Annotated in this window: 11 protein-coding genes; 9 read left to right on the top strand and 2 right to left on the bottom strand. The window is 41.0% G+C overall.

Annotated features, from left to right (window positions below; all coding sequences use genetic code 11):
* The first annotated feature begins 11 nt into the window (after positions 1-11).
* The 4 genes from ACAY00_RS12105 (at position 12) to ACAY00_RS12090 (ending at position 2,622) form a co-directional block, all read left to right on the top strand.
* Positions 12-350, top strand: coding sequence for a hypothetical protein (locus ACAY00_RS12105; RefSeq protein WP_371374009.1), 339 nt, complete (start codon positions 12-14; stop codon positions 348-350).
* Between the two features lie 105 nt (positions 351-455).
* The gene (locus ACAY00_RS12100) at positions 456-899 is read left to right on the top strand and encodes a copper chaperone PCu(A)C (RefSeq protein ID WP_371374006.1); all 444 of its coding nucleotides are present in this window, start codon (positions 456-458) and stop codon (positions 897-899) included.
* A 13-nt stretch (positions 900-912) separates the two neighbouring features.
* Positions 913-1,905, top strand: coding sequence for a DUF2333 family protein (locus ACAY00_RS12095; RefSeq protein WP_371374004.1), 993 nt, complete (start codon positions 913-915; stop codon positions 1,903-1,905).
* A gap of 3 nt (positions 1,906-1,908) precedes the next feature.
* Positions 1,909-2,622, top strand: a complete 714-nt coding sequence (locus ACAY00_RS12090) for a TIGR04219 family outer membrane beta-barrel protein (protein ID WP_371374000.1) — start codon at positions 1,909-1,911, stop codon at positions 2,620-2,622.
* A gap of 253 nt (positions 2,623-2,875) precedes the next feature.
* Here ACAY00_RS12090 and ACAY00_RS12085 read toward each other — a convergent pair whose 3' ends face one another.
* Positions 2,876-4,138, bottom strand: coding sequence for an OmpP1/FadL family transporter (locus ACAY00_RS12085; protein ID WP_371373997.1), 1,263 nt, complete (start codon positions 4,136-4,138; stop codon positions 2,876-2,878).
* 389 nt (positions 4,139-4,527) lie between these two features.
* Here ACAY00_RS12085 and ACAY00_RS12080 point away from each other — a divergent pair, with 389 nt between their 5' ends.
* From ACAY00_RS12080 to ACAY00_RS12065, 4 genes are all read left to right on the top strand, one after another.
* Entirely contained in the window at positions 4,528-5,187 is a 660-nt protein-coding gene (locus ACAY00_RS12080) for a PEP-CTERM sorting domain-containing protein (protein WP_371373995.1), read from the top strand.
* Between the two features lie 345 nt (positions 5,188-5,532).
* Positions 5,533-7,335: an assimilatory sulfite reductase (NADPH) flavoprotein subunit gene (locus tag ACAY00_RS12075; RefSeq protein WP_371373992.1), complete on the top strand. Its 1,803-nt coding sequence runs from the start codon at positions 5,533-5,535 to the stop codon at positions 7,333-7,335.
* A complete protein-coding gene (cysI, locus tag ACAY00_RS12070; RefSeq protein ID WP_371373989.1) occupies positions 7,335-9,077 on the top strand; it encodes an assimilatory sulfite reductase (NADPH) hemoprotein subunit in 1,743 nt (580 codons plus the stop codon). Before ACAY00_RS12075 ends, cysI begins: the two co-directional genes overlap by 1 nt.
* Positions 9,070-9,810 (top strand): phosphoadenylyl-sulfate reductase, encoded by a 741-nt coding sequence (locus tag ACAY00_RS12065; RefSeq protein ID WP_371373986.1) that lies wholly within the window; start codon positions 9,070-9,072, stop codon positions 9,808-9,810. Before cysI ends, ACAY00_RS12065 begins: the two co-directional genes overlap by 8 nt.
* Before the next feature lie 87 nt (positions 9,811-9,897).
* On the opposite strand, the gene ACAY00_RS12060 is transcribed toward ACAY00_RS12065, so the two are convergent.
* The gene (locus ACAY00_RS12060; RefSeq protein WP_371373984.1) at positions 9,898-11,892 is read right to left on the bottom strand and encodes a sodium-translocating pyrophosphatase; all 1,995 of its coding nucleotides are present in this window, start codon (positions 11,890-11,892) and stop codon (positions 9,898-9,900) included.
* Between the two features lie 365 nt (positions 11,893-12,257).
* Here ACAY00_RS12060 and ppa point away from each other — a divergent pair, with 365 nt between their 5' ends.
* The gene (gene ppa / locus ACAY00_RS12055) at positions 12,258-12,806 is read left to right on the top strand and encodes an inorganic diphosphatase (protein WP_371373981.1); all 549 of its coding nucleotides are present in this window, start codon (positions 12,258-12,260) and stop codon (positions 12,804-12,806) included.
* Positions 12,807-12,840: the final 34 nt, after the last annotated feature.

Raw genomic sequence — 12,840 nt, 5'->3', positions numbered from 1 at the left:
GGGGAGGGGCAATGTCATTTTTTAAATGTTTTATTATCGCGCTTATTGCCACTTTGGCTTTAACCTACACTTTTGGTACTGGGGTTGCTCATTTAGTACCGCTAGAGTTTGGGCTAAGCGAATACTTTGTTCAGCGCTTTGAACTTATTAGTATGTCGGCTTTGTTGGGGCTGGCAATATTATTCGCCATTGGCATCTTACTTTGTTGCATATTTGGTACAGTGGTGTTTTTTGTTGCTGGCGTTTTGGGGGCTTTGTTATTGCTGGGGGCGAGCTTCTTATCACCGCTACTGATATTTTTCGTGATTATTTGGCTTTGCTTAAGTCAAAGTCAAGTGCTGCAAAACTAATCAAAACCTTAGTCTTTTCGTGCCGTGGGTAATAAGATATTGTCGAATAAGGTAAAATAAGAGATTATTAGCCAACAACCTAAGCTGTGATAAGAGTTAATGATCATGATAAAGTTACTTTCATCTGTATTTTTTTTAATGATATTGCCAAACTTCCCATTGTTTGCTCAAGATATCGAAATCACCAATTCATACATTAGAGAAACGATTCCGGGGACTCAAGTAAGCTCAGCTTACATGACCATTACTAACGCATCTGCTGACGATATTAAGCTGTTATCAATTACTTCAAACATTAGTAAACGAATTGAATTACATCAGCATTTAATGCGTGATTCAATGATGCAAATGCAGCAGGTAGATTCTATTATTATAAAGGCGAAAGACAAAACCGTGTTACAGCCACATGGCTATCATGTGATGATTTTTGAATTAAAATCCCCACTTATAGCAAATCAACATGTTGCTATGACATTGCATTTTTCAAATGGACAAACATTGGATATAACCTTGCCTGTTAAAGGCCTAAAACAGTTATCACATCACTAAGAAAGGAAGTAGGATGAATTTCAATTTTTCGTACAAATCGATGGCGTCGGTAATCGCTCTAGTATTTGTTTTATTTTATCTTTTGGGCGTATTTTGGAGTTTTGAGCCCGATACCTTTGACGTTAAAGAAAAAACCATCAACGATGCACAAGTTGAAAACGTTAACCCTGTTGTAGGCTACGCCACCTCTACGGCTTTAATTCATGTTGCAGAACATCTACTCGATAAACCGGGTGGTTACTTATCTAATGACGTGATACCTCCGTCGGTATTTTTAGACAATATTCCTAATTGGGAGTTTGGGGTGCTTGAGATGGTTCGAGATATGGCCTTGTCTATGCGACAATCTTTTAGTCGTTCGCAATCTCAATCGGTGCAAAACCAACTATTACAAAATGCTCAACCTAAATTTAATATCGACTCAACAAAGTGGGTAATGCCTAGCGCCGAAGGGCAATACCAATCGGCTATTGATGATCTTTACAAATATCGTCAAGAGCTTAGTGATCCAAGTATCCAAGAGTCACAGTTTTATGCTCGAGCCGACAATTTAAGTGACTACTTGCGTCAAGTTGAAAAACGTTTAGGCAGTTATTCACAACGTTTAAGTGCGAGTGTTGGTCGAGATCAGCTCAATACCGACTTAGCCGGAGATAAAGATGCCCATCAATCAACCCGAACATCTTCAAGTGCTTTAGTTAAAACAAGTTGGTGGGAAATCGATGATGTTTTCTATGAAGCTCGCGGAGCGTCGTGGGCTCTATTACACTTATTAAAAGCGATAGAAATTGATTTTGCAGATGTTCTGCAAAACAAAAATGCAGCGGTGAGTCTGCGCCAAATTATCCGTGAACTGGAGTCCACTCAAACTACGGTTTGGAGTCCAATGGTTTTAAATGGCAGTGGCTTTGGACTTGTTGCTAATCATTCTCTTGTAATGGCGAACTACATTTCACGTGCTAATGCAGCGCTGATCGATTTACGAGAACTTTTAAGTCAAGGATAAATTATGAACAAGAAAGCGGCATTAATTGCCAGTGCGTTATTGTTAACAAGTTATTCGGCTTCGGCAGATGTGCTTGGCGTGTATGTTGGTGGGCAAGTTTGGGAGCTTAGTGCAGATGGCGCATTTGGTGAAAAAAACGATTTGCAAAACTATGACTTTTCAGATGATACAGAGTATCGTTTTTATATAGCATTAGAACACCCGATCCCATTAATCCCAAACGTTAAATTGGTGCGCAATAAGTTAAATACCGAGGGGGTTGGAGCGGTTGAAACCGATGCTTTTCGCGTTGAAAACGTATTTTCTCAAGTCGATTTAACCTATACCGATTACACCTTTTATTATGAAATATTTGATAACGATTTAGTCTCTATCGACTTAGGTATTACAGCAAAAGATTTCAGCGGTGACTTTGATTCTGGCTTAAATATCGATGATATAGATGAAGCCATACCTATGGCTTACGCCTCAGCTCAAGTGGGGCTGCCATTTACGGGGTTAAGTTTAATTGCTGAGGGCAACTTTTTAGCCATTGATGACAGCAATTTTACAGAATACCAAATTGGTATCGCTTACGAGCTTATCGATAACATGCTCATTGATGTAAACCTGCAAGCGGGTTATCGCAGAGTTGATTTAGAGCTTGATGATGTTGATGATGTGTATTCAGACATCAACTTTGACGGTTTATTTGCGGGCGTTGAAATTCATTTCTAACGCTTAATGAAGCACCTAAAAATAAGGCCACAAGAGCTATAATCTTGTGGCCTTTTTAATCGGCTTAATTCGGTATGGCTATCGAATAATCTTATTTCAGTCAGTTACTAGCAAAATAAAACTCTCAAAAGCAATAATATAGCCATGAGCATCACCCAATATGTAGAGTCATTTGTTCATGGGGCGTATCGGTTATTTAACGACAAAGCTAGAAGCAAATAGGACGCATATTTTATCGCCTCATTTTACGTCATTAAAAACGATAACCGAGTGTCAGCTCTATTTGTTCCATAGACAAACTGATCTCTTGTTGTTGACTAACGGGGTGAATACCCGAAATTTGTTTTTTCGGCGAGTACATTACACTGAGCGCTACGGCATCACCATTTTTCAATTGATGCTCAAAACCAGCCGTAAAATGCCACTCTTGCACACCTGGCGCTAAAATATTAAATAAGACTTCTGAGTTGGGTATAGGTTGCTTACCATAACTAAGCCCCGCACGAAGAGTATTCTTTCCCAAATTATATGCAACGCCCGCTTTAGTGATTCTCATATCACGCCAACCAAACCCCGCGCCTTGATCAGCGCCAAGAAGGTAATCTGAATTACCCATCATAATATTGCCAAATGCAGGCATAAAACCCTGACCAATTGAAGCGACTTTTGAGTATTGAATAGTTTGCTGATCGAGCGTGAGTGTCCAATCATTTTGTTGCCAGGCCACCCCTAAATTCCATGTGGTTGGAATGTCGAAACGCCCTTGCTCTGCAAACAGCCCTTGGTATTTGTCAAATTTGCTTAACTCAACAATGTCTTGAAAACTGGCACCTAAGGTTAAGTGTTCAGTAAGTTTGTGAACAAGCCCTAAACGGTAGCCATAACCAAAGCTGTTGTCGTGTCCCTGGTTTGAAAGAGCTTGGGGGCTAGAAGAAAAGCTAGCAAAACTACCCACACCTTTGGCTTCAAATCTTTGATGCACAAAGATAGGGGCAAATCCTATTTGGGTATCTGCACTCACTTTATAGGCAAAAGAGCTAGAGACAAACAGCTGAGATAGGTCAACCCCAGTGCTTCCGGCGCCAAACACAGATTGAGCATAGCTTGTATTCATACCACCTTGGGCAAAGGCCGTAATGTTGATTGCCCATTTGTCATTTAACGTGGTTTTATAACCAAAATTTGGAATCAAAAATGCACTATTGTTCGATTCAGTGGTACCAATTGCCAATGGCATTTGTTGCATTGGAATATCTTGTTGTTCGCTACCCGAAACCTTAAATTGACGATCAGGCATAAAAATACTGAAATCGATACTGATTTGATCTTTAAGTTGCCAAATACTGCCTGGATTGTATGCCCCTGCAATTGCATCTTGCGCCGATGCCGTAGTTGCACCAGCCATAGCTGCGCTGTTATGACCATAACCATGGCGAAAATAGCCATTGGTTGCGAAAGCAGTACTTGAAACAATACTACTTACAAGAATCGTTGAGTTGATTAAATTTAACTTCATTGCATATATCTAAAAGGTTTTAATTGTTGGTGATGATATGCTTTTTGGTTATAAGTGTATATCTTAGGTTTAGACTCTAGTCGTCTATCTAATAACCTATTTTTATTGACTCAATATAGGAGATAGGGCAAGAAAGCTTGTTTGTTTTCTTACGGAAAATATGAATACTTTAAATGCAAATCAACTTGTTATGATAACGGTTTAATATATATAGTATTTTGCTATTTAATTATATTTTCTGTAGGGATTTCTGCGTCAAGTTTTTTTACATTTGTTGTAAATAGAATTTGGTCAAAAGGCTGCAGAGTAATGAAAGTAAGGCTTTGATGAGCTGGCATTGATTATGCTTAAAAAGTTTTCATGTTTTAATTAAGGGAGCGAGAAATAAAATGAATAAACTAGTTTGTTTAATTTTATGTATGTTTGTGGGTACGGTAAACGCGACATTTATTAATAATGGGAGCTTTGAAACTGGAAGTTTTAATGGATGGACGACTCAAGATTTGAGTACTCCTTTTTATCCTGTACAAGTTGTCGGTAGTGGAGTCAGTCCAGGTTTTGGTTTGTTTTTATCATCGCCAACAGATGGAAACTTCGCTGCTGTGAATGGGTTTGATGGAGGAGGCCCTGGCGTTATTAGTTTATCTCAAAACATCACGGTTGATTCTTCATCCACTATTTTATTTGATTATAGAGCTGGATGGGACATGCTAAATTTTGGTGGCTCAACACTTAATCGTTTATTCGATGTGAACATAAACTCGCTAGGTGGACCGAATCTTGCGAACTTTAATATATTGTCTGCGGCAGCAGGAACCATAAATCTTGATACAGGAAATATGACGGGCAGTGTAGACCTTAGTGGATTTGTTGGACAAACCGTTAACATAAGTTTCGAATGGATGATCCCTGAGAACTTTACCGGGCCAGCGTTTTTTCAATTAGACAATGTTACTTCTACAGCCTCTGTCCCAGAGCCACTAAGTATTGCTATACTTGGCTTCGGTTTAGCGGGCGTTGCTCTTTCAAGAAAGAAAAAAGTTGTCTGAAACAAGTGAGCAGTGTCATATAAGTTTAATTCTCATTTACTTCATAGGTTAAGCTTAATGTAACTCACATTGTTTAATCATTCGTAACCTAGCCAAATAATAAAGAATCCGTAACCCAAAATGGTTACGGATTTTTTCACTTATTTGAATACCCTTCGACTTGGTCCAAATATCTGATTAATTCTATTGACTGAGATTCTCATATTGAATGACGGATCCCAGTTGAACTAAATTACCTTTCAAGTATTCCTTTTTGGAATAAAAAATCTTTTTCTATTCTTTTATGTTTTAATTTTGGCTGTATATGCTGTCAATATGTTCAATAATTAGACAGCGAAATTCTTGATGTTGGTAAAAGCCCCAAATGATGCTGGTGCAAGTCTTAGCAGTGATCAGTTAACTGAACTACAAAAAGTGATCCATCAATATACGCCTTTACAGTTGGCGTGGGCGAGTGGTTATTTGGCTGCCAAAAGTGAACAGTCTGTAGAGTCTGTCGAAGGTGCTCAAGTGGACATTGGCTCGCAAACTCATGCACAGACATTGACCATTTTATATAGCTCACAAACTGGTAATGCAAAATCGGTTGCCGAAAAAATCAGTCAAACTGCCTCTGAAATGGGGATCAAAAACAATCTAGTCAATATGGCAGATTACAAAGCCAAATCACTCCAAAAAGAAACCCATATTCTTATTGTTACCTCAACAAATGGCGAAGGCGAACCACCCGATGATGCAATGGCGTTGCATGACTACCTTGGTTCAAAAAGGGCGCCTACGCTTAGCCACCTAAAATATTCCGTATTAGCTTTGGGCGATTCGAGCTATGAATACTTCTGTCAAACCGGCAAAGACTTTGACCAAAGATTAAGAGCGCTTGGCGCTGACGCTTTGCATGAGCGTATTGATTGTGATGTAGATTACCAACAAGACGCTAATGACTGGCAACAGGCCACGTTAAGCTATTTACAAACCGACTTTAAAAACAATCAAGCAGAGGTTGTGTCTATTTCTGCCTCTACGGGGCAAAGCCTATCTCTTTACAATAAAGAGCATCCTTTTCTTGCAACCGTTTTAGACAATCAAAAAATAACCGGCCGTGATTCAAATAAAGTGGTGCAGCACATTGAACTAGACTTAACGGACTCTGGTTTACGCTACAAACCGGGCGATGCTCTGGGGGTTTGGCCTAAAAATAGTGCTGAAAATGTGGAGCAACTGTGCAATGCATTAGGGCTGTCTTTAGCTGAGCAAGTACAACACCTTGGTGCTCAAGTTACTTTAGAGTATGCACTTAGCGAAAAACTAGAGATCACACGGTTAAGTAAAAGCGTGGTTGAACATTGGGCAAAATACACAGATAACGCATTGAATGAACTGGTTTTAGATAGTGACGCTTTGCGAGCATACCTTAATTCGTATCAGCTGATTGATTTGGTAAAAGCGTATCCAGCAAAGGTTTGTGCGCAAGAGTTGGTGGACTTACTAGATAGCTTAACCCCAAGGCTATATTCCATTGCATCAAGTCAAAAGGAAGTTGAAGACGAAGTGCACCTAACCGTTGGTTTGGTATCTTATTTACAAGATGGTGAAAGAAGAACCGGTTGTGCCTCTGGCTTTTTAATTGAACACGCTGATATTGATGAGAAAGTAAAGATTTTTATTGAGCCTAATGCGCACTTTTCTTTACCTGACGATCCCGCTAAAGACATTATTATGATAGGACCAGGTACCGGCATTGCGCCATTTCGAAGCTTTATGCAAGAGCGAGAAGCAACAGGTGCAACGGGTAAAAATTGGTTGTTCTTTGGCGATCAAACCTTTACCCAAGACTTCTTATATCAAGTGGAATGGCAAGCTTATTTAAAATCGGGTGTATTAACACGTCTTGATTTGGCCTTTTCTCGCGATCAAGCCAACAAAGTCTATGTTCAGCACAAACTTGAAGCGGCAGGTGAAGAAGTATTTAACTGGTTAGAGCAAGGAGCTTACCTTTATATCTGTGGCGACATGTCAAACATGGCTAAAGATGTTCATAGCGCATTACAAAACATCATTATTAAGCATGGCAATAAAAGCCTTGAACAAGCAGAAGACTACCTTAAAAACCTTCGGCTCAATAAGCGTTATCAAAAGGACGTATACTAATGGCGGTAAAAGACTCAAACCAAAGCACAAGTGCGAACCCATATGTGGTTAAAGGTAAACTGGCCGATAACGAACGCATTAAAGCAAACAGTAATTTTTTACGTGGTAGCATTGCGCAAGACTTGCTTGACCCTATTACAGGGGGCTTTAGCAGCGATAACTTTCAACTGATCCGTTTTCACGGTATGTATCAGCAAGATGACCGCGATATTCGCGCCGAAAGAAGCAAACAAAAATTAGAGCCACTGCACAATGTTATGCTTAGGGCTCGCATGCCTGGCGGTATCATTACGCCAACACAGTGGTTGGCTATTGACGAGTTTGCCAAGCAGCATACCTCATATGGGTCGATACGTTTAACCACTCGGCAAACCTTTCAGTTTCATGGGGTATTAAAACCTGATATCAAATTGATGCATCAAACCTTAAATAAAATTGGCATCGACTCTATCGCAACTGCGGGCGATGTTAATCGCAATGTCTTATGTACGTCTAACCCCATTGAATCTGCTCTACATCAACAAGCCTATGAATGGGCGGTAAAAATAAGTGAGCACTTGCTCCCTAAAGCGCGTGCTTATGCTGAAATTTGGCTTGATGGAGAAAAAATAGAAGAAACAGAGCAAGACAATATCGAGCCAATTTTAGGCAAAACCTATTTACCGAGAAAGTTTAAAACCACCGTGGTTATTCCACCAAATAACGATGTCGATGTGCATGCCAATGATTTAAATTTTGTTGCCATTAGCGATGGTGAACAGTTAATTGGCTTTAATGTTTTGGTTGGAGGTGGCTTAGCCATGACCTTTGGTGATACCTCAACTTATCCAAGAAAAGCCGATGATTTTGGTTTTATTCCTCTTAACAAAACCCTCGAAGTTGCTGAAGCGGTAGTCACCACCCAACGGGATTGGGGCAACCGGGTAAATCGAAAAAATGCTAAAACCAAATACACCTTAGACAGAGTGGGCATTGACACCTTTAAACACGAAGTAGAAGCCAGAGCCAATACGACATTTGCCCCATCTATGCCTTATGAATTTACCTCAAGGGGTGACAACATAGGTTGGGTGAAGGGCATTGATGATAAGTATCATTTAACCTTGTTTATTGAAAATGGTCGCATTAAAGACACCGATATAGCGCCATTAAAAACGGGGTTAAGAGAAATCGCCAAAGTGCATCGAGGTGATTTTCGCATGACCGCCAATCAAAACTTAATCGTGGCAAAAGTCGCGCCAGAAAGTAAAGCGCAAATAGAGTCTCTTGCCAGAGATCACGGTTTAATCGTCGACAGTCAAACCAAGCAAAGACAAAATTCAATGGCTTGTGTGGCGTTTCCAACGTGTCCGCTGGCGATGGCCGAAGCCGAACGCTTTTTACCCGGCTATGTTAGCCAACTTGAAGCCTTATTGGTGAAACATAATGTGGCTAATGAGCATGTTATTTTTCGGGTAACGGGTTGCCCAAATGGTTGTGGCCGAGCCATGCTCGCTGAAATTGGCTTGGTGGGGCGTGCGCCAGATAAATACAATCTGTATTTAGGGGGCAATAAAATTGGTACCCGCATACCTAAGTTGTACCTAGAAAATAAAAGCTCTGGCGATATTTTGACTACCTTAGATCAACTAATAGGCCAGTGGGCGAAAAAAAGGCAAGCAGGTGAAGACTTTGGTGACTTTGTGATTCGCCAAGGCATTGTGCCAGAAGTTATTGTCAGTAAGAGAGACTTTCATGGCTAACCTTGCATGCAATAATAACCTTGTGGATACGGTGTCAGATGGTCGGCTCAAGCAATGGAATGAACGCCTTGAAGCGATGAATGCGGATCAGCGGATTGAATGGGCGATGCAACACCTACCGCAACATTTTGCCTTAACATCAAGCTTTGGCATTCAGTCAGCGGTGATGCTGCATATGATGACCCAAATAAAGCCCGATATACCGGTATTACTCACCGACACTGGCTACTTGTTTGAAGAAACTTATCGTTTTGTTGACCAATTAACAGAGCGTTTAAAGTTAAATTTACACGTTTTTCGGGCTGAACTCTCACCAGCGTGGCAACGAGCACGTTACGGCCGCCTATGGGAAATGGGCGATGCTGAGCTTACACAATATAACCAACTCAATAAAGTGCAGCCGTTGGAGCAAGGATTAACCAATTTACAGGTTCAGACGTGGTTTTCTGGCGTACGTCGCAGCCAAACAGAACACCGCAAAGGGCTGTCGGTGGTCGAAATATTACGAGGGCGATTTAAGGTGCATCCGATAATTGACTGGTCAAATAAAGACGTCCACCAATATTTGCAAAAACATCAGTTACCGTATCATCCCTTATGGGAGCAAGGCTATGTATCGGTTGGGGATACCCACTCAACCAAACCGTTAAGTCAAAGCATGAATGAACAAGATACCCGTTTTAGTGGGCGACAGCGAGAATGTGGATTACACACAGACGGTGATGGCATTTAATTGTCTGTGTTAACGGGCAATAAAAAAGGCTTGAAGAATAGGGCTTCAAGCCTTTTTAAAATGTGCTCTGTTTGAGTTAATTAAAGCCTATAAAACAGGCGCAATAACCAAAGATACAATCGCCATCACATTAATTAAAATGTTCATTGATGGGCCAGAAGTATCTTTAAACGGGTCGCCTACGGTATCGCCAACAACGGTTGCGGCATGGGTGTCACTGCCTTTGCCACCAAGGTTACCTTTTTCAACGTATTTTTTGGCGTTATCCCATGCACCACCAGCGTTAGCCATCATTAAGGCCATAAGAACACAGCCTAATAACGCACCACCTAACATACCGCCTAAGGCTTGTGGGCTAATGCCAAAGCCAACAACAACGGGCACGGCCACTGCAATAATTCCTGGTAAAATCATTTTTTTCAGTGCCGCAGTCGTGGCAATATCTACACAGCGAGCGGTGTCTGGATCAGCTTTACCTTCTAATAACCCGTCAATTTCTCTAAATTGGCGACGAATTTCATGGATCATCTCAAAGGCCGCATCACCCACCGCTGTCATGGTAATGGAAGCAATTAAAAATGGCACCATACCGCCAATAAACAAACCAATTAACACCTGAGGATCTCCAAGGTGTAAGCTAAAGTTGGGGATTTTTAAGGTCATGGTTTCAACGTAAGCGGCAATAATAGCAAGCGCTGCTAGGGCTGCAGCACCAATCGCAAAGCCTTTACCAATCGCCGCTGTCGTATTGCCTAATTCATCTAACGAGTCGGTAATATTGCGGGTCTCTTCGCCAAGACCTGCCATTTCGGCAATACCACCGGCGTTATCGGCAACAGGGCCGTAGGCGTCAATGGCCATGGTAATGCCAACGGTTGCTAACATACCAACGGCAGCTATGCCGACACCATAAAGACCGGCAAATTCGGTAGAGGCATAAATAATGGCAGAAATGGTTAAAATAGGAACTACAACCGATTCCATACCAACCGATAAACCTGTGATCATCACCGTGGCAGAACCGGTTTCACCCGACTTGGCAATTTTTCGAACCGGGCTACTTGAGGTGTAATATTCCGTCACTAAACCAATAATAATACCGCCTATGGCACCCGTTAACACCGCGCCCCATACGTAATGGTTAACACCTAAGATGCCTACCAAGAAGTACGACGATACAATAAATAGCAATGCGGCCACAATGGTCCCTGCGCGCAAGGCAAGCTCAGCGCGACTTGAAGACATTATTTTGACCAGTAGAATGCCCAAAATAGAACAAACTAAACCAAGGGATGCCAACATTAATGGCAGTGCCATCAGAGAAGAACGAGACCCTAAAGTATCAATCACCATGGTTGAGGCTATCGCAATAGACGCGATCATAGAGCCACAATAGGATTCGAAAATATCAGACCCCATACCCGCCACATCACCGACGTTATCACCAACATTATCGGCAATTACGCCAGGGTTACGAGGATCATCTTCTGGGATCCCTGCTTCAATTTTACCGACTAAATCAGCGCCCACATCGGCACTTTTGGTATAAATACCACCACCAACACGAGAGAATAATGCAACACAGGACGCCCCCATGCCAAAACCATGAATATAGTGTGCTGTTTGAGGATCACCACCAAAATACCAGTACAAACTTCCTAAGCCGATTAAACCTAGTGATGCAACACATAGACCCATAATCGAACCACCGAAGAAGGCAATGGTTAAAGCAACCGAAGAACCTTTAGTATGTGCCGCGTTAGTGGTGCGAACATTGGCTTTGGTGGCCGTAAACATACCGATGTAACCAGCAAGAGCAGAAGAAATTGCACCAACAATAAAAGCTAGTGCGGTGTTTTGACTAACAAAGAAAAATAATAAGACAAATAAAACCAGCGCAAAAAGAAATAACATTTTGTATTCGCGGTGCATAAAGACCATCGCACCGATGTGAATTTGACTGGCAATCTTTTTTAAAACATCACTACCAGCATCGTAAGATTTGATCACCCGATAAAGCATAAACGCGACAATTAAGCCGGCGATGCCAAATACAGGGGGTAAATAAAGTAAGTTTTCCATAAAGTACCCAATTATTATTGTTCAAATGATGGGAGGGGCCCATGATTTATCGTTGTAATTCATTATTTTAGAGCACCAAAAAAAGGATCTAAAACAACCCTAACTACAATATAGACTATTATTTGTTACTGTATGAATTTTAAGTGGTTTATTTTGATTGGTCGCAATGTTTGCTAATTATTGTATGTAAATTAATGGTTTGCATTTATTCTGCGATAAACGCTGAAAGCACCAAAACAGCGCAATTTCTGCCAAATAATCAAAGTTGAAAATAATTGACGGTTTTTATAGCGAAATTGTCGAATTAAAATTTAAAACGGTTATAATAACGCCTTTCAAAATTCACGTACCACACAGGAAGAGCAATGAGCCTAAATAGTGTACCTGCTGGTAAAAATCTACCAGAAGAAATCAATGTAATTATCGAAATCCCAGCACATGCAGATCCAGTTAAATACGAAGTAGACAAAGAATCTGGCGCTATTTTTGTTGACCGTTTCATGTCAACTTGTATGCACTACCCAACTAACTACGGTTACGTTCCTCATACGTTATCTGAAGATGGTGACCCGGTTGACGTACTCGTTCCGACTCCATTTCCACTATTACCTGGTTCAGTAATTCGTTGTCGTCCTATCGGTGTTCTAAACATGACTGATGAGTCAGGTACCGATGCTAAAATCTTAGCGGTTCCAGTAGACAAGCTTTCTACTATCTACCGTGGTATTAACGAAGCAACAGAAATGCCAGAGTTATTATTAAACCAAATTTCTCACTTCTTCGAGCACTACAAAGATTTAGAGCCAAGCAAGTGGGTTAAAATTGAAGGTTGGGCAGATGCTCAAGCTGCTCGTGACGAAATCACGTCAAGTGTTGCACGTTACGAAAACACAGAAGATAAACCAGCATTTTAATCTAACTTGATTATGTGCTTAAAAAACCTGCCTG

This window comes from Thalassotalea sp. 273M-4, assembly GCF_041410465.1.
Classification (GTDB): Bacteria; Pseudomonadota; Gammaproteobacteria; order Enterobacterales; family Alteromonadaceae; genus Thalassotalea_A; species Thalassotalea_A aquiviva.
The sequence above is the reverse complement of the archived record's forward strand: the minus strand, read 5'-3'. Positions and strand labels throughout refer to the sequence as shown.

What these genes read in the sequence shown, in the direction of transcription:
- ACAY00_RS12105 (WP_371374009.1), top strand. Translation starts at nt 12, where the DNA reads ATGTCATTTTTTAAATGTTTTATTATCGCGCTTATTGCCACTTTGGCT.
- ACAY00_RS12100 (WP_371374006.1), top strand. Translation starts at nt 456, where the DNA reads ATGATAAAGTTACTTTCATCTGTATTTTTTTTAATGATATTGCCAAAC.
- ACAY00_RS12095 (WP_371374004.1), top strand. Translation starts at nt 913, where the DNA reads ATGAATTTCAATTTTTCGTACAAATCGATGGCGTCGGTAATCGCTCTA.
- ACAY00_RS12090 (WP_371374000.1), top strand. Translation starts at nt 1,909, where the DNA reads ATGAACAAGAAAGCGGCATTAATTGCCAGTGCGTTATTGTTAACAAGT.
- ACAY00_RS12085 (WP_371373997.1), bottom strand. Translation starts at nt 4,138, where the DNA reads ATGAAGTTAAATTTAATCAACTCAACGATTCTTGTAAGTAGTATTGTT.
- ACAY00_RS12080 (WP_371373995.1), top strand. Translation starts at nt 4,528, where the DNA reads ATGAATAAACTAGTTTGTTTAATTTTATGTATGTTTGTGGGTACGGTA.
- ACAY00_RS12075 (WP_371373992.1), top strand. Translation starts at nt 5,533, where the DNA reads ATGTTGGTAAAAGCCCCAAATGATGCTGGTGCAAGTCTTAGCAGTGAT.
- cysI (WP_371373989.1), top strand. Translation starts at nt 7,335, where the DNA reads ATGGCGGTAAAAGACTCAAACCAAAGCACAAGTGCGAACCCATATGTG.
- ACAY00_RS12065 (WP_371373986.1), top strand. Translation starts at nt 9,070, where the DNA reads ATGGCTAACCTTGCATGCAATAATAACCTTGTGGATACGGTGTCAGAT.
- ACAY00_RS12060 (WP_371373984.1), bottom strand. Translation starts at nt 11,892, where the DNA reads ATGGAAAACTTACTTTATTTACCCCCTGTATTTGGCATCGCCGGCTTA.
- ppa (WP_371373981.1), top strand. Translation starts at nt 12,258, where the DNA reads ATGAGCCTAAATAGTGTACCTGCTGGTAAAAATCTACCAGAAGAAATC.